Here is a 22,305-nt window from a genome sequence, read left to right as displayed (position 1 = left end):
AGCCGGGTGCGCGTCGCGTGCCGGACGTCGTCGTCCGGCTTCGCGATGAAACGCGGATGCGAGGCCTTCTGCTTTTCGCGCGTTACTTTTGCGTAGCCGTTGCCAGCTCGGCAACGTACGCGTCGATGACGGTCTTCAGCTTGTCGGCGAGCGCCTCCTGGTGCGATGCGTCGACGCCCTTGAGCTGCAGATCCAGGCGGCCGTCCGGATAGGTCTTCAACTGACCGATCGCTTGCGATTCGAGCGCGAAGTCATGCCGGACGCTGTAACGGGTGCGTCCGGCCTTCTTGCTGCCGTCGCTCTGCGTACGCAGGAAATTCTCGAGATCACGAACCGATTTTTTCCGGTCGATCACGGCCGTCAGCAGCCGGTCGGCCGTCGGTTCGCCCAGGCGTTCGAAGATCAGCTTCAGGAAATACGCCGCCTGCAGGCCGACCACGTCGTTCGCGCTCGCCATCCGTTCAAGGAGTGTGTTCGGGAGTGCGTTGAGCGACAGCGTCTTGCTGATCGATGCCTTGTCCTTGCCGATCTTTTCCGCCAGCGTGTTCTGGTCGGAAAAGACCTTCTCGTCGAGGAGACGCTTCCACGCGACCGCATCGTCGAAGATCGTCTGGCGTTCGTGGTCGTGGTTCGCGCGATACGCGATCGTGTAGAGCTGCTCGGGCGTGTGATCGGTGCGGAACGTGGCGTTGATGGTTTCGTCGCCGTTGATGCTCGTCGCGCGAAGCCGGCGTTGCCCGTCGATCACGACGAGCTTGCCGGGAAACTCCGGCAGCCGCGTCACCTTGATCGGCTCGATCTGCCCTTCCCGTTTCAGCGTCAGGGCGAGCTCGTGCAGGCTCGACTCCGAGTAGAACACGCGCGGATTGAACGGGTTCGGAATGCAATCCTTGACCAGCACCTTTTGTGGCGCGCCAAGATCGGCCGTACCAGCGGGTGCTGCCGCGGCCGGGGCGCTGGCGGGCGCCGATTCGCCGATGGTGTTCGGTGCGGACGCCGGTTCGGGCAGCCGCGTTTCGAGTGCCGCATTTTCCTGCGCGAGCCCGCGCAGCAGGCCGGCTGCGAGATGCAGGTTGCCGGTCGGCTTCTTGTCTTTCGAGGTGTCCTTAGCCATGGGCGGCTCCGGTAGCGCGCGTTGACGCGATGTATTGGGCCATTTCCGTGACCAGCTTTTCGATTTCCGCTCGGGCTTCTTTCAGGCCCTTCAGGTACCGATTGTGATGATGGATCGTGGTGCCGAGTGCAAACGTCTGACGGTAGACCTCGCGTTGCGCGATCTGGCTGTCGAGCAGATGCTCCCCTATTTCTTCTGCTCTTAGAATTTTTAAAATTTCTTCACGCATTTTAGTTTTTCCATTAACACTATTCAGCATTAATGCGGAAGACAGATTTGGGTTACGGACGGATCGCATCGATTCGATCATGCGGATCATCGCGACGGTGCTGTAGAGATCGGCAGGCGACGGCGACAGCGGCACAAGGCAGAAATCGGCAACTTCGAGTACCGATGCGATTCGCGGATCTTCGAGGTTGCCGGGGCAGTCGACGACGATCACATCGAAGTTCGCGTCTTGTTTTTTGATTTCACCGCCAATGCCGCGGCCGGCAGGGGCCAGCGAAAGCACCGTCATCGGCAGCGTGTTCTCGCCGCTCGTTACCCACCGGACGGACGTGCCTTGAGGGTCGGCATCGATCAGGGCGACCTTATTGCCGCCTGCTTCGAACGCAGCCGCGATATTGACGGAGATGGTTGTCTTCCCAGTCCCACCTTTTTGATTACTGACGGCGATCTTGAAAGCCATTAAATTCCTCCACGGAGTTTTGCGTAATATATGCAGTTATTATCTAAATGTCCAGAAAAAGCCGTCGATGCGATGTATGTCTTAGTGACCGATTGGGTTGTCACGTGACAAGTAGCCGAATGGCTAACGAGTCAGCGATGGGCGATGATCGAGTAAAAATAAAATCGACGATCTTGCTCGAAATGCACGTACAAAGATCGCGGGAAAGTTCGACGAGCTTTAACGGTGGTGACGGATTGACGCCTTGGAGGCTGGCCGCTTGATCTTGCGGAGCTCTCGGCAAAACTCTTAGTGACTTCGGTAGGTCGGCTTAGAGAATGTCGTCGGGAAGCTCAGTTGTCACGTGACAAGACGTAGAAATTTGGCACTTTTCGATGCGGTCCGACACCGAGAAATATTTGGGTAGATCGCGGTTACGACCTCGGTGAGATCATTTCAATATTTGATCGTTGGTTTCGCACGATTACCTCGCAGCGAGGTGAGTTGTCACGTGACAATCGACCCAGAACGTCCGGCAACGACCGCTCTGAGTCGTTTTTGATCCCTGTTGCGACCAAACCCCGCTGATTGAACAGATAGATCGGTAAAGGGATGATTCGTCACTGTTGGCTCGTCGCGAAAGGCCATTCTCCGGGGCGGTTGTTTGCTGAGTTGTTACGTGACAACTGGAGTGTTGTTTGAAGAGCGTGTGTGTCGAATGCCACGTTGCCCTGCACGTCGGTCGGCACACATTGTATCGAAGAGCTTGATGCATCGTTTGATCGCAGTTTCCGCCCATTCGTCGTCGGCAATCCGCATTCATACCCCCGAAAAACGGTGGGCCCGCTTACTGGAACAGCACCCCGAGCGTATGCCATAAGCATCGATGATATGTCCCTATTTGTTGGGAAACGCTCAGTTGCATCTTCATCGAACGTTAGCCAGCAGGGTAGGGCGAGGTCTTGTTGTGCCTACCCCGTTCCCGCCGACGCAGTATCAGTTTTCGCACGACAGCCGTGCGTACGAGGCTTCGATTTGCGACAAACCCCAGATTGAAGGTCGCGTGATAACTCAAACGGGCCAGATCGTGAAACAATTTCAAGAAATTCGATGCTCACGGAAGTCCTTATCCAGCAACGAGTTGCGCAATATTCTTCATGTTGTTTCACGCAATATCGACAAGATTGCGCCTTTAAATGGGGGCGCATGATCATTTCGTGCCCCGCGTCCGGCAGCACGCATAAAGACGCGTCGATTTGTATTTATTGATACGTGTTATGTAGTGTTTGAGATTTGTGTAGCTCGCCTCGGTATCTGAGACAAATCGAATTCCGCGGATCACATACCCCGCGACACGCTGTCGAGTCTCTGATCGGATGTCCGCGCCAATAATCGGCGCGAGTTGTCACGTGACAACGCGCATTGGTTGCTCAACTCGTTGGATTACAGAGTGACGCGAGAATCCCGGCGCCAAAGAATTTTTCGCCGAGCGCTGGGAAGGCCGCCAAGGGACTTGGTCGTTGAAGAGGGGGCGAAGTCATCACCGGCTCATGAGAGCGGCATGGAACGAACTGCTTGTATCTGTACTTTGCTCGCGAGTTGGGGGAAACATCCGACTTCGAGGGGCAGTCACGCATCAATCGATACTCAATTACAAGTCGCCAGGCGGCCGCCGAGCCGTCAGTCCTGAGTCGGCAAGAAATCGAGAGGCGCGCGTCCCGCTGCAAGCGTGTGACTCGCCCTGACCAAGCGTGGAACCGATCCAACCATTCTGCGGATACCGCCAAATCGGTATCCTGCATCTTCGGTACGACTCCGGCCATCAGTAAGTTGCCGCCACCGACAGAACGACATCCGTTCCGCTGCGCAGGTTATCGATATCTCTTCGCGGCGAATTGCCGAACAACCGACTGTATTCGCGGTTGAACTGGGTCGGGCTCGCATATCCAACCCGGAACGATGCCGACGTGGCGTCGAGTCGCTCGGACAGCATCAGCCGACGTGCTTCGTTGAGTCGTATCCATTTCTGGTACTGCAGCGGACTCATGCCAGTGAGCAGGCGGAAGTGGTGATGGAAAGTCGAACTGCTCATCTGAACCTGCGTCGCCAGATCGTCGACTCGCAGCGACTCGTCGTAATGGGTTCGCAACCACTGGATCGCCCGCGACACGCGGTTGCCCTGACTGCCGGCGGACGCAATCTGACGCAGGCGGCCACCCTGGTCGCTCGTCAGCAGCCGGTAGTAGATTTCCCGCTCGACGTACGGAGCGAGAACTGCAATGGCGTTGGGATCATCGAGCAACGCCAGCAACCGGTTGACTGCGTCATAGAGCGATTCGGTCATATCGCCGACGACGAGGCCGCGACCTGCGGGGGCATCCTCGTGATCCGGTGCGACCTGCGCCATCAGTTCGGCTATGACGCGAAAATCAAGCTTGAGCCCGATCCCGAGAAACGGCGTTTCTCGGCTGGCCTCGATGACCTGCGTTGAACCAGGCAAGTCGAGCGACGTGATTAGAAAACGGTTGGCATCGCATAGATACACATCGCCGCTTTGAATGATCCGCTTCGTGCCCTGGACGACGAGCCCGAAGCTTGGCTCGACCATGCAGTCCATCGGCTGCGTCGGTGTCTCCCTTCGATGGAGGCTCAGGTTCGGAATGGCTGTGGTGAGGTGGTCAACACCGTCCGTCCACCTCGCGACGCGCTCTGCGAGTGTCAGCCGCAGGTCGCTCTCCCGGCTCTGGCGGGTCGATCGGGGAGAGACGGGGTTGAATGCAGCAATGGTGGCGGCGTCGACCTGTTGGCCGGGGGAGTATGGGGCAGGTGCCGGATGCATGACTTCTCTACTCGGGTAATCGGGTCTACAGGCGGGCCCATCGACATGCAGGTACGCCGGAAACGAGCTTCCCGGAAGCTCGGCATTGCCGCGCTCCCGGGAAAATGCGCAACGTCCGGTGTACCTACTTCATCGCTTGCGACGTGCAAAGCGGCCAGCGGCGTGATTTCGTGGCAACGGATGGCACGCGCTCGTCCACAGTGCGCCACCACCGCTCGCCGCGATGCGGCTCGTCCAGAGCGAGGCGCTCGCCCATCCTGGGCGTCGACAGTTCGACGCCACGCACGATCGCCAGCGCCGTGACGCGCTCGAACGGTTCTTGCCAGCGGTGCATCGCGAGATCGAACGTGCCGTTGTGGATCGGGATCAGCCAGCGTCCGCGCAAATCGATGTGCGCCTGCACAGTTTCTTCCGGCTGCATGTGGACGTACGGCCATTGCGCATCGTATGCGCCTGTTTCGATCAGCGTGACGTCGAACGGCCCGAGGCGCTCGCCGATCGTCCGGAAACCATCGAAGTAGCCCGTGTCGCCGCTGAAGAACACGCGCAAGTCGTCGTCGACGATGACCCAGGATGCCCACAGCGTGCTGTTGCCATCAAACAGGCTGCGCCCGGAAAAATGCTGGGCAGGCGTGGCGGTCAGCGTCAAGCCGGCTTCGTCGACACTCTGCCACCAGTCGAGCTGACGGACTTTCTTCGCGTCGATTCCCCATTCGATCAGGCGGTCGCCGACACCCAGCGTTGTCACGAACACACCGGTGGTTGCCGCGAGCGCGAGCACCGTGTCGCGGTCGAGATGATCGTAGTGATCGTGCGACAGGATCACGCCGCGCAGCGGCGGAAGATCTTCGAGTGCGATCGGAGGCGCATGGAAACGCTTTGGGCCGACGCGACGAAACGGCGACGCGCGCTCGGCAAAGACGGGATCGGTTAGCCAGAATTCGCCGCGCAGCTTGAGCAGCAGCGTTGAATGGCCGAGCCGGTACAGGCTGCGATCGGCGGCCGCGTCTAGTTCCGCGCGGGTCAGCGAATCGACGGGCAGCATCCCTGCGGGCACGGTATTGCGCGGCTTGTTGAACAGCATGTTCCACGCGATGCCGAGTGTCTTGCCCAACCCCTCGGCCGGCCGGGGGGCGACATTGCTGAAGCGCTCGCCATTGTGCTGCGGCGAGCCGCCAGACAGCGTGCGGCCGCGTCGGGCGGCCGCAAAACCCAGAATGCGATGAATCAAAACGAGAGGCGATGCCATGTAGGTTCGTCCGGAGAATAAAGTACACTAAACAGTGTAGTTTATTTTTTGGGTAAGTAAACTACGCGGTGTAAAATTTCCGAATGGATACCAGCACTCCCCCTCAGCGCCTGACCGATCGAAAGCGCGCGGCCATCGTCGACGCGGCCATCGAGGAATTTCTCGCGTCGGGTTACGACGCGACCAGCATGGATCGAATCGCCGCGCGCGCGGACGTGTCGAAACGCACGGTCTACAACCACTTTCCGGGCAAGGAAACGCTGTTCGCCGCAATCCTGCAAAAATTGTGGGATGCGACTCGAACCGGCAGCTCGCCAACCTATCGTTCCGACGTGCCGCTGCGCGAGCAATTGCTCGCGTTGCTGGAGCGCAAAATGCGCCTGCTCGGCGACGAGGCATTTCTCGCGCTCGCACGTGTCGCGATCGGTGCGGCCATCCATTCGCCGGAACGCGCGCGCGACATGGTCGAGCGTCTCGGCGAGCGCGAGGAAGACATGACGGTCTGGGTGCGAACGGCCGCGGCGGCCGGACGCCTGTCGGTCACCGATCCGGTGTTTGCCGCGCATCAGCTGCACGGTGTCGTGAAGGCATTCGCGTTCTGGCCGCAGATCACGATGGGTCAGCCGCCACTCGCGGCGCCGGAGCAACTAAAAGTCGCGGAATCCGCCGCAGACATGTTTCTCGCGTACTACGCGCGACCGGAAGACTCCGACGCATCACGCGCCGCAGCGGACTGATCGTGCATCCGGTCGATCATGCGCGAAGCGAGGCCGGCGCAATGCGCATGTTCGACGCGCGCCCTGGCCCGACGAGCCGGCAAACCGGCAGATCCGCGGATGCAGAACCGCCTCATATGATCGCTGGCCATCCAGCGGAACCCGGCGATGCTGCCGGCTTACCTGAAGCCGAACGCGAGTGACGACGCATGAAGACGCTGTTGATCGTCTATCACACGATGACCGGAGGCACGCAACAGATGGCCGAAGCGGCTGCCGGCGCGGCGCGTGAGCAATCCGGCGTCGACGTCCGGCTGCAGCGCGCGGACGCGACGAGCGCAGACGATGTGCTGGACGCCGATGCCTATCTGTTTGCGACACCTGAGAATCTCGCGGCGATGTCCGGGCTGATGAAGGATTTCTTCGACCGCTGCTACTACGCGGCGCTCGATCGCGTGAACGGCCGCCCGTATGCGGTGATGATCTGCGCGGGAAGCGATGGACAGAACGCCTTGCGCCAGATCGACCGGATCGCGACGGGCTGGCGGTTGAAGAGCGTGGCGCCGGGCCTGATCGTCTGTACGCACGCGCAGACGCCGGAACGCATCCTCGCGGCCAAGACGATCGACGGCGACGATCTCGCGCGCTGCGCCGAATTGGGCGCCGGTCTTGCAGCGGGACTTGCACTGGGCGTTTTCTGATCACTCAGGCCGCCGACAGCCTCGGCCGGTCGGCGTGAGGCCGGACCGAAGTACGTTCGTGCACATGACGCGTGCACACCGGTGCGGTACCGATCCTGCGGTGCGGGTACTGGACTGACGCGACTGCCTGGCGCTTAGCTGCCTTTTGTTTGCGCCGAAGGCCGGTGGTATTCGGGCCAAAGGCGTTTCACCAGATCGCGCGATGCGCCATATGCATGGCAACTGTCGATCTTGAGCGGCTTTCCGTCGCTGTCGCGCTCCTCGAGCGATGACTTCCGCATGCCGACCGTTGTCTGATAGGCCGTGGTGGCGATCGGGCCGAGCAATTCCTTCAGGTGCGTGCACGTATCGCAGGACGGCAGGCGCTTGCGAACCTCGCTGTTCCAGCCGGCGCCGATGCGTAATCCGACGAGCGTCTGCAGCGAGTCGCCGCCCCCCAGACACTGCGCATACGGATGTGACCGGAGGAACGTGGATACGGCGCGGACGATCATGTCGGCGTCGAAGACCAATGTCACGCCGAGGTCGTGGATCGGCGACAGCGCAGCGACCGTCCGGGTGCCGCCCGGCGGTGTGAAATCGAAAGCCTTGCGATCCGCGAGGCAGGCTGTTACTTCGAACTGGCCGTCGCTGCGCCGATAGCCGCGCATGTCGATCTGCCGGTGGTGTATTTCCTCGCGCGTGATGCCGTCGTGCGGGATGTCGTGTGGGGGAACCATGTATCTGCTCCGTTTCGTGCAACCGGTTCTTTTCGCCGGCAAGCGAGATGTCGACGGCTGGCCCGGTGCGCAGCGCAACGGGCCGAGGGATACCTCCGCCGCCATCGATCCGGCCATACTACGCACTTTTCGGCATCTTCGTAGGCGACGGGGTCGATGCGGACGCAACGAGTCGAGTATGGATATCGATGCGATCGACGGAGGCATTAGCATGTCGCGATACACGCGCCGATCCGTCGCCGGGCGCTTCACATTGGCGCAATCGTCGATTTACACGCAACCGACGGCGCCGCCCGGGATCGCGAATGGCGACCGAGGTTCGCGGCGCATCGATGCGGCACGATCGTGGCGGCGCCCCAAGGCGGAATACCTCTCGTGGGGCGTCGGCCAGTGCCGCCGCCGGGGCAATCGCGGCGCGCAAGATGGCCCCGATTTCCGCCGACGAGGGTGAACGACGTGGCTTCCGGAGACGTATCCATATAATGCGCAACACGACCGTACGGATGCATTTCCGGTACCCCGAATCGGGCCAATGCAGACCAGTGAGTCAACCGGCCGTCGCGCGTACCGGTATACTTCCACTCCTGCCTTGTCCGGCATCGTGGCCGGGTGCCTGAAAACAGAGTGGCGTGCGCGATGCGGCCCCGTAGTGTTCCGCCTCGGCGGCAGACGGGTCGCACGCATGGCGGCGAAGCTGGTGCGCCGCGCGGTGTGACCGCACGAACCACACCTTATATTCCTGGTGGATTGAATTTATGGGTTTTGAACAACTTGCCGAATTGCGGGCGCAGCTCGCAGCGAAGGCCAAGCAGGAGCGCAACGCGAAGCGGCCGGCAGCGCCGGCGGACACCGGCGCGAAGCCGAAGTCCGGCGACCAGCCGCAGCGTGGCGCCAAGCCGGCTGCGGCCGGCGGCAAAGCACCGCATCGCGCGAAGCCAGCATCGGCGAAGCCGTCGGCGCCGGTCGATCCGGTCATCGTTGCGATCGGCAAACTGCAGCGTAAGTTTCCGCGTGCGTTCCCGAAGAATCCGGCCCCCAAAGTGCCGCTCAAGGTCGGCATCTGGGACGACCTCGCGCGCGAAGCACAGGCCGTCGGGCTCAACGAAGCCGAACTGCGCGAAGCGATGTCGACGTGGTGCCGCGGCAACCGCTACTGGTCGTGCCTCGTCGAAGATGCCGTGCGGGTCGACCTGCAGGGCAACGAAGCAGGGCGCGTCACGCATGACGACGCAGCGCGGGCGCGCCGGCTGAAGGCTCGCCGCCCCGGCAAGGGCGCTGCGCAATCCGCCAAGGGCGCGCAGCAGCAGCCGAAGGCCGAGCAGCAGGCCGAGGCGGCCGCCGAGCCGCAACCGGCGAACGTGGAAGCACAAGCCGACGCAGTGCCGCAGGTCGAGCAGCAAACGGCCGGAAACGAGTAACCGGCACCGCGCGGCTGCATGCCGCGCGGCGCTGACCCGCATGCACATCGCCTGCGGCGAACGACACGACTGACTGACCTGCCTCGACAGAGGCAGGTCAGGACTCCTCCCACCGGCGCCTGACGCGCCGGGTTCTTATCTATCCCGCCTCGAACAGACCCTGCAACCGGACGAAGAAAGTTCGTCGATCGGTGCTGCACGCGCGATGTCTCGACTGTGTCGTTTGCGCGTGGACGGTACGCATGTCCGGAACGCGACGACGCTTCATCCAGTTAATTCGGTTTCCTAAAATGGCGTAATGCCGGAAGCATCGACATGGCGTGTGAGCGTTCGTGCCCGGTCGTCCTGACACGTTGACGCGCGATAATCTCGCCGGGGCACGTCGGTTCGTTCGCAAGTTGACGGGTGCGATTCAGCTTGCATTCAGAAAGGTACTGAACGCCAACTGCGACACAACCCGAAGCCGCTACCGGCGCCATTCAACGTCAATCCAGTCCGATCATGCACTCGAGACATTCCGCGATTCTCGTCGCACTCACCGCTGCCGCGCTGTTCGGCGCCGCGACACCGCTTGCCAAGGCGCTGATCGGCGCGATGTCGCCGTTCATGGTCGCCGGCCTGTTCTATCTCGGCAGCGGCGTCGGGCTCGGTATTAGTATCCTGCTTCGCCGCCTGCACAGCCGTCACGCACCGGCCGCAGACGCCGCGCCGCTGCAGCGCGCCGACCTGCCGTGGCTGGCCGGCGCGATCGCGGCGGGCGGGGTGGCCGGGCCGGCCTTGCTGATGCTCGGGCTATCGAGCACGCCGGCGGCGACGAGCGCGTTGCTGCTCAATCTCGAAGGCGTGCTGACGGCTGTCATCGCATGGGTGGTGTTTCGCGAGAACGTGGATACGCAAGTGTTCCTCGGGATGGTCGCGATCGTCGCCGGCGGCACGCTGCTGTCGTGGACGCCAGGCCGGGCCGGTGTGCCGGTCGGCGCGTTGCTGATCATCGGTGCATGCCTGTGCTGGGCGATCGACAACAACCTGACCCGCAAGGTGGCCGCGAACGATGCGATGGTCATCGCGTGCGTGAAGGGGCTGATTGCAGCGCCCGTGAACATCGGCATCGCGCTGGCGACCGGCGCGACGCTGCCGGCTCTCCCGGTCACGGCCGCCGCGATGCTGACGGGGCTCGGCGGCTACGGGATCAGCCTCGTGCTGTTCGTCGTCGCACTGCGTCATCTCGGCAGCGCGCGCACGGGCGCGTATTTCTCGATCGCGCCGTTGTTCGGCGTCGTGCTGTCGCTGCTGATCTGGCCCGCGCTGCCGCCCGCGACGTTCTGGATCGCTGCCGCGCTGATGGCGCTCGGTATCTGGCTGCACGTTCGCGAGCGGCATGAACACACGCATACGCACGAGCGGCTCGAGCACACGCACCGCCATCGGCACGACGAACATCACCAGCATGCGCACGACTTTACGTACGACGGCAACGAACCGCACACGCATCCGCACGTGCATCTGCCGATCACGCACAGCCATGCGCATTTTCCGGACATTCATCACCGGCACCGGCATTGACCGCACCACAAGTGGCGGACGAAGCGGCGCGTAAGGTAACCGTTTATGGGGCGTGCGCTGCATCGCGCTCGCATCTGTTGGCGGCGCTGCCGGGTCGTGGTCGCAACAACGGGGGCGAGCCTGGTCTTCGCTCTGGATCAACCGGGGCGGCAATCTGTCCGGATCGATCGGTGAGCCGACTCTGCCGCCCCAGGCTCTGTGCGTGGGCCGATGCGCGCGCGGTCAACCGGTCGTTTGTTCGGGAATGCCGGCTGCGAGCACGTCGTCTAAGAGCGTGCGGAAGTTCGCGAGCCGGAAGCGGCGACTGAACCAACTCGTCGCCGCATTGAATTTGCGATGCGGATGGAATTCCGGCAACGGGTCGCGGCGCTCGATGTGTATCCAGCCGCGGTCGTGCCAGGTTTCAGCGAACCCTGGTTTTTCGTAGAAGCGGAGGGCGGCTTCGAAGCCGCACGCCGGCAGGCTGGGTGGCCGCAATGCCGGCCAACGCGGCTTCTTCGAATGGCGATGCGACGAATCGAATCGGCAGCACGGGTTACGGTGGCGACTATCGCGCTTGAGGAAAGCAGAAGCCGAAATCCTCACAGCCCGGGCACCCTGGCGCCGGGCCCGGCGGCACATCGAGCGATGCCGCCACTTCCTGCGCGAGAAATTTCTTCCAGCGCAGGTGAGCGACGTTGCGTGCGGCAAGCGCGGGGAAATAGCGACCAAGCATCGCGGATACAGCGTCACGCCCGTCGAGCCCGAGATCGCGCCACAGATGATCGGGGCGCAGGCAGGCGTGCGCGATGATCGACGCGAGACAGCCGGCGTCGTCGCGGTCGACGGCGGGATTCGCGTCGTCCATCAGCCGTGCGTGCAGCGTCGCGACGAACGCAGCGTGGGTGGATGGCAGCAGCGCTGTCGCGGCCGTCGGCACGAGAGCCGCGGCGTCGGCCGCAGGCAGGCGCGGAAACTGCCGCGCCAGCACGGCGGCCAGTTGCGGATGAGACAGGCCGAGCAGCCCGAGTTCGTTGCGGCGCGCACGTGCCGCAACGAGCGTGCCGAACAGGCGTGCGTCGGGCGTGTCGGCGTTTGCGGCTGCGGACAGCAGCGACTGGAGCGCCCGTTGTCGAGCGTCATCGAACGCGGCGGTCATCGTCGGCATCGGCGCGACAGCCGCACGGTGCGATCCGCATGATCCGCACGAATGCGCGATGCCAAACGGATCGCCATCGCCATCACGATCGTCACGCGTTCACTCGACGCCGACGATCACGCTCGATGCCTTGAAGATCGCGGACGCAGCCGTGCCGCTCGCGAGGCCGAGGCGATCGACGCTGTCGTTGGTGACGATCGCGACGATCTCGGCGCCGCCCGCGGCCTTGACCACGACTTCCGAATTGACCGCCCCTTTCGTGACCGACGATACGGTGCCCGCGACGCAGTTGCGGGCCGACACCTTGCCGCTGTCGACGTCGACCATCACGATGACCGAAGACGCCTTCACGAGCGCGAACGCCTTCGAGCCGGCCGCGAGGCCCAGCGAAGCCGCGCTGCCATGGGTGATCACGGCGACGATGTCGAGGCCGTCCTGCGTCCGGAGCGTGATTTCGTCGTTGACGGCACCGGTCTTGACGGCGCTGACCTGGCCGGCGAAATGGTTGCGGGCGCTGGTTCGCATGATGGATCTCCGGAAAATGAACCGCCCGGCGGGCGGCGAGTAAGAGACGGAAAAGTGCGGACGAGTTTACCTTCAATGCCGGCCCAATGCGGCTCGGGTTTGCGATGCCCGGCATTCCGGTTGCGCACGGTCGCCCGGCTGCCCGGGGCGCCATGCGTCGGACGCTTCCGGAGAGCCCAGGCTGGCCGCGCGCGTCACCCGGCGAGTTGATCAGCGGACGGCGCGCGTAGCGCGGCAAACGCGCTCCCCGTTCTTCACCGGCAGGTTACTCGGCTGCGGTCACGGCGGCCGAGGCCGCCGACGCACCGCTTGCGGGTGCCGGCTTCGGCGTCTGTTTCGATATCTGTTTCGACGCGTCGGAGGCCGCATCGTCATCCCATCCGCCGCCGAGCGCGAGGAAGAGCCGCACTTGGTCGGCCGCGACCTGGCCTTCGGCTGCCGCCACCTGCGCCTGCACGCTCGTCAGCGTGCGCGTCGCGTCGAGGTCGGAGATGAACGACTCGCGGCCGGCCACATAGAGACGATGCGTTTCGTCGGCGGAACTGCGTGCCGATTCATAAGCCGTGCGCAGTGCTTCCGTGCGCTGCACGTCGGCCGCGTAGGTCGCGAGGCTCGACTGCGTCTCGCGCAGCGCGTTCAGCACGACACCGTCGAAGTGCGCGAGCGCGCCGCCCGTCGCGGCTTCGGCTTCGCGCACTCGCGCACGCTGGCCGTTGACGGGGAACGACCAGCTGATCAGCGGGCCGAACGACCAGCGATTCGTGTTGGACGAGAACAGATCGGCGGCGACACCGACCGAGCCGGCCGACGCACCGATGCTGATCGACGGGTACAGCGCGGCGGTCGCCACCCCGATGCGCGCGGTCGCGGCGGCGAGTTGCCGCTCGGCTTCGCGCACGTCCGGGCGGCGGCGCAGCAGCGTGGCGCCGTCGCCGATCGGAATCGGCTGGCGCAGCTTCGGCAGGCGCTCGCATTCGGCGACGGCCTTCGGCAGGTCGGCCGGCGAGCGCGCGAGCAGCGCGGCGAGCTGGTATTGAGCGACCTTGCGGCGGCCTTCGAAGCGCGGGATATCGGCGGCGAGGGTGCGCACCTGCGTCACGCCGCGCGTCACGTCGGTCTGGTTGCCGCGCCCGGCATCGCGCAGCCGCTGCGACAGCGCGACGCGCTGCTTCTGCAGCGCGAGCGACTGCTTCGCGATGGCCAGCTCGTCGCCGGCCGAGCACGATTCGACGTACGCGCGCACGACGTCGGCGACGACCGTGATGCGCGCGAGATCGCCGGCGGCCCTGACGGCCTCGCTGTCCGCGCGCGCGGCTTCGACGCCGCGCCGCAGCTTGCCGAACAGGTCGATCTCGTACGACACATTGATGCCGACCGCGCCTTCATTGACGACCGGCAGCTTGTTCTCGAGCAGGTATTGCTCGGCCGATTCCTGCGCGCGCTGCACGGCGGCTTCCGCGCCGCCCGAGAAGCCGCCCTGCTGGCTCGCGACTTCCAGCGCCGCGCGCGAGCGCGCGAGGTTGGCCGCGGCGACGCGCAGGTCGGTGTTCGACTTCAGTGCATCGCGCACGAGCGCGTTGAGCACGGGGTCGTCGTAGAGCTGCCACCAGTTGCCGGGCACGGCGTCGCGCGACACGAGCGTGCCGTTCGCGTCGTCGAGCGCGTGGTTCGCGAGCGGCGCATTCACGTACGCCTGCTGCGGCAGCGTGTAATCGGGGCCGACGGACTTGCACGCGCCGAGTGCCAGCGCAAGCGGTGCGAGCGTCGCGGCGAGGCGCAGACCATGCCGCTTCATTGCGATGCTCCTGCTGCGCTGGCGGCCGTGGCGGAAGCCGTCGAACCCGGCGCGACGGCCGACGCCGTGCCGGCGCCTGCCGGCTTCGCGTTGTCGTTGCGGCGCGTGTCGGCTTCGCGCATCGAGACGGTCGCGGTGCGGCCCGCGATCATGCGGAAATCGTCGGGCACGTCGTCGAGCACGACGCGCACCGGCACGCGTTGCGCGAGACGCACCCAGCTGAATGCCGGGTTCACGTTCGGCAGCAGGTTCGCACCCTGCGTGCGGTCGCGATCCTCGATCGCGGCGACGATGCTCTGCACGTGGCCGCGCAGCGTATGCGGTTCGCCCATCACGATGATGTCGACCGGCTGGCCGATATGGATGCCGCGCAGCTTGGTTTCCTCGAAGTAGCCGTCGACGCGGAACGAATTGCGGTCGACGACCGACAGCACCGCGCGGCCAGCCGGCACATATTCGCCGATGCGCGGCGCGCGGTCGTTCAGGTAGCCGTCTACGGGACTGACGATCGTCGTGCGCTGGAGGTTCAGCTTCGCGGTGTCGAGCGACACCTGCGCATCGGCGACGGCGGCTTCACCCTGTTCGACGCGCGTGCGGCTTTCCTCGACCTGTTCGCTCGCGACCAGGTTGCCGAGCTGCAGGTTGCGCGCGTATTCGCGCTTCGCCTGGGCGAGCGTCGCGCGACGCTGGGCGAGCGTGGCTTCGGCGAGGCGTTCCGCGAGCGTGTAGCGGGCCTGGTCGATCACGAACAGCACCTGGCCGCGCTTGACCTCCTGGTTGTCGGCGACCTGCACCGACGTGATGAGGCCCGCCACGTCCGGCGCGACCTGGATCACGTCGGCGCGCACGTGACCGTCGCGGGTCCACGGCGAGAACATGTAGTAGTTGACGATGCGCCACAGCACGACGGCCGCCACGACGACGACGATCAGGGTAAGCAGGATTTGCCCTGCCGAGAGCCAGGTTTTTTTCACGGTTAGCTAGCCACGAGATGGTGGGAAACGATCACGACGGCGGCAAACACGAACACGTAGATGCCGAGGTCGAAGATCGAACGGTGCCAGACGAGGCGGTAGAAGCCGACGCGCTCGAGCACGGCGCGCACGACGATGTTGATCAGGTAGGCGATCAGCATCAGCACGAGCGGGGCCGGCACGAATACGCCGAAGATGTCGATTTCGCCGATCATGGTCGCGGTCGGAAAGACGGATGGGAAAGCGGGATCATGCGCGTGCTCCGTCGGGCGCCTGCGGCGGCTGCCCCGCCGCGGCCGGATACAGCGACAGGCGCAGGCCGACGAGCGCGTGCAGCGTATCGCGCAGCCGGCGATGCGTGGCGGGCGTGGCCGGCGCAGCGGGCGCGGCGCCGTGTTCCGCCGGCGTGGCGCCCGGCAGGTTGCGGCCCGCGACGCGCTGCAGCGCGTCGTCGATCGTCGCGAGCAGCGCGGGCGGTGCCGGCTGGCGCGCGTTCGCGGCCGCGCAGCGTGCGTAGTGGTCGGTGACGCCGGCCAGCACGCGGTCGATCGCGTCGGGCACGTCGCCCGACAGCCGGCGGCGCGAGCGGCGCAGGTCGAGCGCATTCAGTGCGATGCGCAGGTCGCGGAAGCTCTCGATCGACGGATGACGGTGGTCGTCGGACGCGCCGAGGCGCGGCAGCAGCTGCGTGACGCGGTCGAGCATCCGTGACGCGTGGTTGCGCTGGTCGTCGAGCGGCTGCGTCGACGCGGAGCGCGCGACGTCTTCCCAGCCCGAGCGCAGCAGGCGCCGCACCGCGAGCTCGGCGCCGAACGGCCGCGTCGCACGCGTCCACACATACGCGAACAGCAGCCCGGCGACGCCCGCGAGGTTGCTGTTCAGGAACACGAAGAAATCGGCGTCGTACGCACCCTGGATGCTGATGAAGGTGGCCGTGTTCACGGCGACGAGCATCGTCACCATGTTGAACTGCGGGCGCGGCAGCAGCGTGCCGATCAGGATGAACGGGCCCGCGAACATCACGACGAGCATCGCGAAATCGTGCACGTGCGGCAGCACGACGAACAGGTACAGGCCCGCGAACACCACGCTCGCGGTCGTCGCGAGGAAGAACTTGAACACCAGCGGCGCCGGCTCGTCGAGCGCGGCGAAGAAGCTGCACGACACGGCCACGAGCGTGACGGCCGCGGCGCCGTCGTGCCACCCGGACGCGATCCACAGCCAGCTCGCGAACACGATCGCGGCGGCGACGGTCAGCGTCGAGAACAGCATCATCCCGCGATCGAAGAAGCGCTCGGTGCCGCCGAGCCGCCAGTGCCGGTAGCGCGGCTGCCAGACGCCCGATTCGTTGCCGATCAGCGCGCGCAGCGAGCGGCAGTCCTGCCAGATGTCGATGACCTGGCGCAGCCGCCACAGCGCGTTCGACAGCAGTGCGCCGTCCCAGCTCGCGAGCGCGTCGTCGGCCGGCTGCAGCGCGGCAATGCGTTCGCGCAGGCGCTCCGCGACCGGGTCGTCGGTCATGTCGCCGTCGTTGCCGGCCTTGACGGCCGGCAACGGTGCGTCGAACCATTTCGCGGCATCGGCGAGCAGGTCGTCCAGCCCGGCCGGCCGGATATGCAGGTCGCGCATCAGCGCAATCAACGGATCGGCGAGCGACGACATCAGCGGCAGGAACAGCTGCATCCGGCCCGCGAGCGCCTGCGCACGCGCGAGGATGCGCGGATGCGCATGGTCGTAGCTCAGCTGGCTCAGCAGGAATTCGAGGCCGGTGATGGTTGCCGCGAGCCGTTGCCGGCACGCGGACAGCGCCTTGCCGGCAAGGTGCCCGGACAGCGTCTCGCGGCCGTAGAACGCGGCGTCCTTGAACCACGCATCGGTGCGCTCGATCAGCGTCGGCGCGAGCCGGTTCGGGAAGATGGCGCTGCCGACCACGCTCGCGCAGACGATGCCGAGCACGATCTCCTCGGTACGCGCGATCGCGACGTCGAACACGGTGGACGGATCGGTCACGGTCGGCAACGCGACGAGCGGCATCGTATAGCCGGCGAGCATGAACACGTAGCTGCGCGCGGTGCGGTCGGAGATCGCGAGGTAGAGCAGCGTGCCGCACCAGGTGGCGACGATGATCGCGAACAGCAGCGGCGTCTCGACGAACGGCGGCACGAAGAAGATCGCGGCAGCCGCGCCAAGCGCGGTGCCGAGCGCGCGATACAGCGCCTTCGAGCGTGTCGCGCCGACGAACGGGTTCGACACGATGTAGACGCTCGCCATCGCCCAGTACGGGCGCGGCAGTTGGAAATACAGGCCGAGGTACAGCGCCAGCATCGACGCGGCGAACGTCTTGCCCGAGAACAGCCAGTCGCGAAGGCTCGGATAGGTCATGACGTGGCGTTGCCGGTGCGGGATGCGCGCGCGGCGGGTGGGGGCGATTCGGATGTATTGAATGCGTCGAGCACGCGCAGCGTCGCTTCGAGATCGGCGCGCGTGACACCCTTGAGCACCTGCGCACGCAGCACGCGCAGGTCCTCCTCCATCTTCGCGGTGACCGCGCGGCCGGCGGCCGTCAGCGAGATCGTCTTCGCGCGGCGATCGTGCGGATCCTCGTCGCGGCGCGCAAGGCCGGCCGCGCACAGCTGGTCGAGCAGGCGCACGAGCGACGGCCCTTCGATGCCGACGTGTTCGGCGAGCGTGCCTTGCCGCACGCCTTCGCCGAGGCGCCCGGCGATCAGCAGCGGTGTCGCGCAGGCCTCGGACACGTTGTACGCGTTCAGCACGCCGTCACTGGTGCGGCGCCACTTGCGGGCGGACAGCACGAGCAGGCTGCTGACGGCGAGGCGGAGGTCGTGCAGATTGGTCATGGGCGAGATGATAGGGGCAAAATAATTCGATAGCAAACTATCGTTTTTGTCACCCGTATGACACGTCGCGGCCGGCCCGTCTGAAGCAATTTAGGCGGCGTGCCGGCGGTGGTCAAGCCGCAAGGATGTCGGCCCGGCCCGCACACGGCGAGCGCGATCGAATGATCGGACGAAAGCCGTCCCGCGCGGCCACGCGGCGGGGGAGGCGGGTTCGAAGCCGGGAATCTGGAAGGGATTCGGGAAATCCGGCTTCGCGAAACGGCGCGCGGCGTGCATATTGAAGCCGTTGCAAGCCTCCCGGAGATTCCGCACGTGTCCACCCCATCCTCGCAGCCGTCCGCCCCGGCGTCGCTCGACGCGTGGCTCGGCAAGACCGAAACGCTCGGCGACGACATCACCGCGTTCCCGCTGAACGCGCTGGCCGCCACGCTCGACCGCCCGTCGCCCGGCGACGTCGTGCCGCCGATGTGGCACTGGCTCTATTTCCTGCCCGTCGCGCCGCTGGCCGAACTCGGCCCCGACGGCCACCCGAAGCGTGGCGCCTTCCTGCCGCCCGTGCCGCTGCCGCGCCGCATGTGGGCCGGCGGCCGCCTGACGTTCCATGCGCCGCTGCGCACGGGACGGCGCGCGATGCGCGAATCGACGATCGTGAACCTCGAGGACAAGACGGGCCGCAGCGGCCGGCTCGTCTTCGTGACGGTGCAGCACCGGATCGAGTGCGACGGCGTGCCGTGCGTCGAGGAGGAGCACGACATCGTCTATCGCGATGCGCCGCAGCCGGGCGCACCCGCGCCGAAGCCGATCGCGGCGCCGGCAGGCGAGGCGTGGTCGCGCACGGTCACGGCCGACGCGGTGATGCTGTTCCGCTATTCGGCGCTGACCTTCAATGGCCACCGCATCCACTACGACCGCAGCTACGTGACGCAGGAGGAAGGCTATCCGGGGCTCGTCGTGCACGGCCCGCTGATCGCGACGCTGCTCGTCGATCTCGTGCGGCGCGAACGGCCCGATGCCGCGCTCGTGAGCTTTGCGTTCCGCGCGGTGCGCCCGACGTTCGACGGGGAGCCGTTCACGCTGTGCGGCAAGCCGTCGGACGACGGCAAGACGATCGAGCTGTGGGCGAAGGATCGCGACGGCTGGCTGACGATGCAGGCCACCGCGACCGTTGCGTGACGGGCGCCGTTCCGTTCGTCCGCGTCGCGGCAGGATCCGTACGCGGACGACCGGTGGTGCCCGCCGCAGCTGCTCGGGCGGGCATGCGGGCGGGCTCCGGCGCTCGTCGCGAAACCGCTGTAAGCTGCGAGCAGGCCGCGTGCCGTCCTGCCCGACGGTGCGGCGCGCGGCCGGCCTTTCCACCTTCCACGCATCGCATCAGGAGCACGTATCTTGGCCACCTACATTGTGTTTACACGTGAAAGCACGCAGGACCAGCACGAACTCGACGTCTACCAGAGCAAGGTCGGCGCGACGCTTGCCGGGCATCCGGTCAAGGTGCTCGCCGCCTATGGCCCGCAGGAAACACTGGAGGGCGAAGGCCCGGAAGGTGTCGTGATCGTCGAGTTTCCGTCGAAGGAAGCCGCGCACGCGTGGTATCACGGCCCCGAATACCAGGACGTCGTCCAGCATCGTTTCAAGGGCGCGCGCTATCGTGCCGTGCTGGTCGAAGGCGTCTGAACGACCCGCATCGGGCGCCCGGCACGACCATGAACACATCGACCCCCGCCACTGCGACCGTCCGACCGCCGATGGGCCGCGCCACGACCGTGCTGCTCGCGATCAGCGTCGTGCTCTATCTGGTCGCCATGTTCACCGTGCCGTTCCGCACGGGCGCACCCGATCCGCATTCCTGGGCCGACGGCTGGCAGGTGCTGCTGACCGGCTGGATGGGCCTTTTCTTCGGCATCTTCGCGTGGCTCGCGAACCCGCTCGTGTTCGCGGCCTGGTGGCTGATCGCGAAGCGCCGGCGCACGCAGGCGGTCACCCTGGCCGTGCTCGCGCTGCTGTTCGGGTCGAGCTTCCTGACGCAGCATCGGATCGTCGTCAATGAAGCCGGCGGGGTCGAGCCGGTTCATCTCGATGCAATCGGCTACTGGTGCTGGCTCGCGAGTTTCGGCGTGGCCGCAATCGGCGCCGCGCTGCTGCCGGGGCGAACCGGGACGCGTGCGGCAGGTTGATGCGGGCGGCCCGCATCAGCCTGCCGCCACCGCTTATCGCACGTGCGGCTGCAATGCGCGCAACCAGTACGACACCGCCACCGCACCGCCATCCGGCGTGCCGATCGCGCGCTCGCCGAGATAACTCGCACGCCCCGCGCGCGGCGTCATCTGCGCGGTTTCCTGCGCACCGTGCTCGGCGGCTTCGACCGCCGCCGCCCATGCGCCCGCGTGATCGCGATCGTTGTCGAGCGCCCGTTCGAATGCCGCGACGGCCGGCACCAGCGCATCGAGCATCGTCCGGTCGCCGGCGTGCGCGCCGCCCAGTTCGCTGATCGAGTCCACCGCGCCGTGGAACGCCGCGGCCCAGTCGCGCGCCGACGGCTCGGCGACATCGGCCAGCCGGCGCGATGCGCGCAGCAGCGCGGTCGCGTAGAACGGCCCCGAACTGCCGGCGATGGCGCGGCGCAACGCGGCGCCGAGCGCCGCGAGCACGCCGGCCGGCGAGCCGTACGCGGTTTCCGGCAGCGCGAGGATCGCCTGTGCGGCGCGCAGCATGCTCGCACCGAGATCGCCGTCGCCGGCGGCCGCATCGAGGTCCGTCAGCGTCTGCTCATGATCGATCAGCGTCTGCGCGACCGCGTGCAGTGCCGGTTGCAGGCGCGCCGCCCACGCGCGGCCGGTCGCATCGAGCGGCGGCAGCGGCGCTTCTTGCGCAGCGGCCTCGGCCACGCGGATCTGCGTATTCACCGCGCCGCCGCCCGGCCATGCGCGCGCCTGAGTCGGCGCGTCGAGCAGCACCGCGCGTTCGTCGTTCAGCCGCAGCACGGAAATCGAGCAGCCGGGCATGTTCAATGCCGACAGGAACGTGCCGGCCCACGCGCGTGAGACGACGATGCCGCGCCGCGTCAGGTTGTCGTGCGCGGCGCGCAGCACGATGGCGAGTTCCATGTCCGGCGTCGCGCCGAGGCCGTTGACGAACAGCGCGACGCGTTCGCCGCGGTCGAGCACGAGATCGGCGACGATGCTCGACAGCAGCGTGTCGGCCAGCGCATCGGCCGGCAGCGGTGCGCGGCGTTCGACGCCTTTCTCGCCGTGGATGCCGAGGCCGAGTTCGATCTCGTGATCGCCAAGGCTGAAGCCCGACTTGTCGGCGCCGGGGATCGTGCAGCCGTCGAGCGCGACGCCCATCGTGCCCAGCTCGGCCGCCGCGTCGCGCGCGATGGCCGCGACCCGTGCGAGCGGCAGCCCGCGCGCGGCAGCCGCACCGGCGAGCTTGTGGATCAGCACGGTGCCGGCGATCCCGCGCCGCTGGCCGCGCTCGACGCGGCCGCGCAGCGAGACGTCGTCGGCGACGATCACCGTCTCGACCGGAATGCCTTCCGCGCGCGCGAGCTCGGCGGCGAGCCCGAAATTGAGCCGGTCGCCCGTGTAGTTCTTCACGATCAGCAGTGCGCCGTTCGGGCCCGCGCTGGCACGGATCGCGGCGAGCACCGCGTCGGTGGACGGCGACGTGAACACTTCGCCGCAGACGGCCGCGCTCAGCATCCCTTCGCCGACATAACCGCCGTGCGCGGGCTCGTGGCCGCTGCCGCCACCGGAGATGACGGCGACGGGGCGCTGCGCCGGCTCGGGCAGCGGCTGGCGGACGAGCACGTGCTCGTCGCCGAGGATCGCGACATGCGGCGACTGCCGCGCGATGCCTTCCAGCATTTCTCGGACGACATCGGACGGGCGGTTGACAAGCTTTTTCATGGCGACGGGTTCCGGACGGGTGAACGAGGCACGGCCGGGCCCGCACGGGCGCCGGACGGCCTTTCGTGTTGCGGAGGATCGTGCGTGCGTCCTGTCGCCGGGCCCGGGCGGTCATGCAACG

Annotated in this window: 22 protein-coding genes; 8 read left to right on the top strand and 14 right to left on the bottom strand. The window is 66.0% G+C overall.

Annotated elements, in window-relative coordinates:
• Positions 1 to 82: 82 nt before the first annotated feature.
• From E9536_RS29150 to E9536_RS29135, 4 genes are all read right to left on the bottom strand, one after another.
• Positions 83 to 1,114, bottom strand: a complete 1,032-nt coding sequence (locus E9536_RS29150; RefSeq protein WP_091922617.1) for a ParB/RepB/Spo0J family partition protein — start codon at positions 1,112 to 1,114, stop codon at positions 83 to 85.
• Positions 1,107 to 1,802 (bottom strand): ParA family protein, encoded by a 696-nt coding sequence (locus E9536_RS29145; protein WP_011350423.1) that lies wholly within the window; start codon positions 1,800 to 1,802, stop codon positions 1,107 to 1,109. The genes E9536_RS29150 and E9536_RS29145 overlap by 8 nt, the downstream gene beginning before the upstream one ends.
• 1,801 nt (positions 1,803 to 3,603) lie before the next feature.
• Positions 3,604 to 4,620, bottom strand: a complete 1,017-nt coding sequence (locus E9536_RS29140) for an AraC family transcriptional regulator (RefSeq protein WP_136471642.1) — start codon at positions 4,618 to 4,620, stop codon at positions 3,604 to 3,606.
• Between the two features lie 124 nt (positions 4,621 to 4,744).
• Positions 4,745 to 5,869, bottom strand: coding sequence for an MBL fold metallo-hydrolase (locus tag E9536_RS29135; protein ID WP_136471640.1), 1,125 nt, complete (start codon positions 5,867 to 5,869; stop codon positions 4,745 to 4,747).
• A gap of 83 nt (positions 5,870 to 5,952) precedes the next feature.
• Here E9536_RS29135 and E9536_RS29130 point away from each other — a divergent pair, with 83 nt between their 5' ends.
• Together E9536_RS29130 and E9536_RS29125 are read left to right on the top strand one after the other, a co-directional pair.
• Entirely contained in the window at positions 5,953 to 6,606 is a 654-nt protein-coding gene (locus E9536_RS29130; RefSeq protein WP_059693701.1) for a TetR/AcrR family transcriptional regulator, read from the top strand.
• A 188-nt stretch (positions 6,607 to 6,794) separates the two neighbouring features.
• Positions 6,795 to 7,286, top strand: coding sequence for an NAD(P)H-dependent oxidoreductase (locus E9536_RS29125; RefSeq protein WP_059693699.1), 492 nt, complete (start codon positions 6,795 to 6,797; stop codon positions 7,284 to 7,286).
• 134 nt (positions 7,287 to 7,420) lie between these two features.
• Here E9536_RS29125 and E9536_RS29120 read toward each other — a convergent pair whose 3' ends face one another.
• The gene (locus tag E9536_RS29120; protein ID WP_136471638.1) at positions 7,421 to 8,005 is read right to left on the bottom strand and encodes a DUF2889 domain-containing protein; all 585 of its coding nucleotides are present in this window, start codon (positions 8,003 to 8,005) and stop codon (positions 7,421 to 7,423) included.
• 178 nt (positions 8,006 to 8,183) lie between these two features.
• Between E9536_RS29120 and E9536_RS29115 the strand changes: the two genes are divergently transcribed.
• The 3 genes from E9536_RS29115 (at position 8,184) to E9536_RS29105 (ending at position 10,986) form a co-directional block, all read left to right on the top strand.
• A complete protein-coding gene (locus tag E9536_RS29115; protein WP_124919956.1) occupies positions 8,184 to 8,456 on the top strand; it encodes a hypothetical protein in 273 nt (90 codons plus the stop codon).
• Positions 8,457 to 8,760: 304 nt separating this feature from the next.
• On the top strand, positions 8,761 to 9,423 hold the full coding sequence (locus E9536_RS29110) for a ProQ/FinO family protein (protein ID WP_021163663.1): 663 nt from the start codon (positions 8,761 to 8,763) through the stop codon (positions 9,421 to 9,423).
• Positions 9,424 to 9,924: 501 nt separating this feature from the next.
• The gene (locus E9536_RS29105) at positions 9,925 to 10,986 is read left to right on the top strand and encodes a DMT family transporter (RefSeq protein WP_136471636.1); all 1,062 of its coding nucleotides are present in this window, start codon (positions 9,925 to 9,927) and stop codon (positions 10,984 to 10,986) included.
• Positions 10,987 to 11,208: 222 nt separating this feature from the next.
• Here E9536_RS29105 and E9536_RS29100 read toward each other — a convergent pair whose 3' ends face one another.
• The 8 genes from E9536_RS29100 to E9536_RS29065 form a co-directional block, all read right to left on the bottom strand.
• Positions 11,209 to 11,463, bottom strand: coding sequence for a hypothetical protein (locus E9536_RS29100; RefSeq protein ID WP_348772184.1), 255 nt, complete (start codon positions 11,461 to 11,463; stop codon positions 11,209 to 11,211).
• A gap of 70 nt (positions 11,464 to 11,533) precedes the next feature.
• Positions 11,534 to 12,124 (bottom strand): nitrogen fixation protein NifQ, encoded by a 591-nt coding sequence (locus E9536_RS29095; RefSeq protein WP_136471634.1) that lies wholly within the window; start codon positions 12,122 to 12,124, stop codon positions 11,534 to 11,536.
• Positions 12,125 to 12,223: 99 nt separating this feature from the next.
• Entirely contained in the window at positions 12,224 to 12,649 is a 426-nt protein-coding gene (locus E9536_RS29090; protein ID WP_136471632.1) for a TOBE domain-containing protein, read from the bottom strand.
• A 265-nt stretch (positions 12,650 to 12,914) separates the two neighbouring features.
• The gene (locus E9536_RS29085; RefSeq protein WP_136471630.1) at positions 12,915 to 14,444 is read right to left on the bottom strand and encodes an efflux transporter outer membrane subunit; all 1,530 of its coding nucleotides are present in this window, start codon (positions 14,442 to 14,444) and stop codon (positions 12,915 to 12,917) included.
• On the bottom strand, positions 14,441 to 15,418 hold the full coding sequence (locus E9536_RS29080; RefSeq protein WP_136471628.1) for an HlyD family secretion protein: 978 nt from the start codon (positions 15,416 to 15,418) through the stop codon (positions 14,441 to 14,443). The genes E9536_RS29085 and E9536_RS29080 overlap by 4 nt, the downstream gene beginning before the upstream one ends.
• A gap of 2 nt (positions 15,419 to 15,420) precedes the next feature.
• Positions 15,421 to 15,633, bottom strand: a complete 213-nt coding sequence (locus E9536_RS29075; RefSeq protein ID WP_027792190.1) for a DUF1656 domain-containing protein — start codon at positions 15,631 to 15,633, stop codon at positions 15,421 to 15,423.
• Positions 15,634 to 15,667: 34 nt separating this feature from the next.
• A complete protein-coding gene (locus E9536_RS29070; protein ID WP_060085827.1) occupies positions 15,668 to 17,800 on the bottom strand; it encodes an FUSC family protein in 2,133 nt (710 codons plus the stop codon).
• Complete coding sequence (locus E9536_RS29065) at positions 17,797 to 18,276, bottom strand: MarR family transcriptional regulator (RefSeq protein ID WP_060170061.1); 480 nt, start codon at positions 18,274 to 18,276, stop codon at positions 17,797 to 17,799. Before E9536_RS29065 ends, E9536_RS29070 begins: the two co-directional genes overlap by 4 nt.
• Before the next feature lie 312 nt (positions 18,277 to 18,588).
• Between E9536_RS29065 and E9536_RS29060 the strand changes: the two genes are divergently transcribed.
• From E9536_RS29060 to E9536_RS29050, 3 genes are all read left to right on the top strand, one after another.
• Positions 18,589 to 19,449: a MaoC family dehydratase N-terminal domain-containing protein gene (locus E9536_RS29060; protein WP_136471626.1), complete on the top strand. Its 861-nt coding sequence runs from the start codon at positions 18,589 to 18,591 to the stop codon at positions 19,447 to 19,449.
• 213 nt (positions 19,450 to 19,662) lie between these two features.
• Positions 19,663 to 19,950: a DUF1330 domain-containing protein gene (locus tag E9536_RS29055; RefSeq protein WP_021160733.1), complete on the top strand. Its 288-nt coding sequence runs from the start codon at positions 19,663 to 19,665 to the stop codon at positions 19,948 to 19,950.
• Between the two features lie 29 nt (positions 19,951 to 19,979).
• On the top strand, positions 19,980 to 20,450 hold the full coding sequence (locus E9536_RS29050) for a hypothetical protein (protein ID WP_136471624.1): 471 nt from the start codon (positions 19,980 to 19,982) through the stop codon (positions 20,448 to 20,450).
• Positions 20,451 to 20,483: 33 nt separating this feature from the next.
• On the opposite strand, the gene E9536_RS29045 is transcribed toward E9536_RS29050, so the two are convergent.
• Positions 20,484 to 22,184 carry a dihydroxyacetone kinase family protein gene (locus E9536_RS29045; RefSeq protein ID WP_136471622.1) on the bottom strand — a complete coding sequence of 567 codons (1,701 nt, stop codon included), beginning with the start codon at positions 22,182 to 22,184 and terminating at the stop codon, positions 20,484 to 20,486.
• Between the last annotated feature and the right edge of the window lie 121 nt (positions 22,185 to 22,305).

Source organism: Burkholderia sp. LS-044 (assembly GCF_004803625.1).
In the GTDB taxonomy this organism is placed as follows: Bacteria; Pseudomonadota; Gammaproteobacteria; order Burkholderiales; family Burkholderiaceae; genus Burkholderia; species Burkholderia cepacia.
The sequence above is the reverse complement of the archived record's forward strand: the minus strand, read 5'-3'. Positions and strand labels throughout refer to the sequence as shown.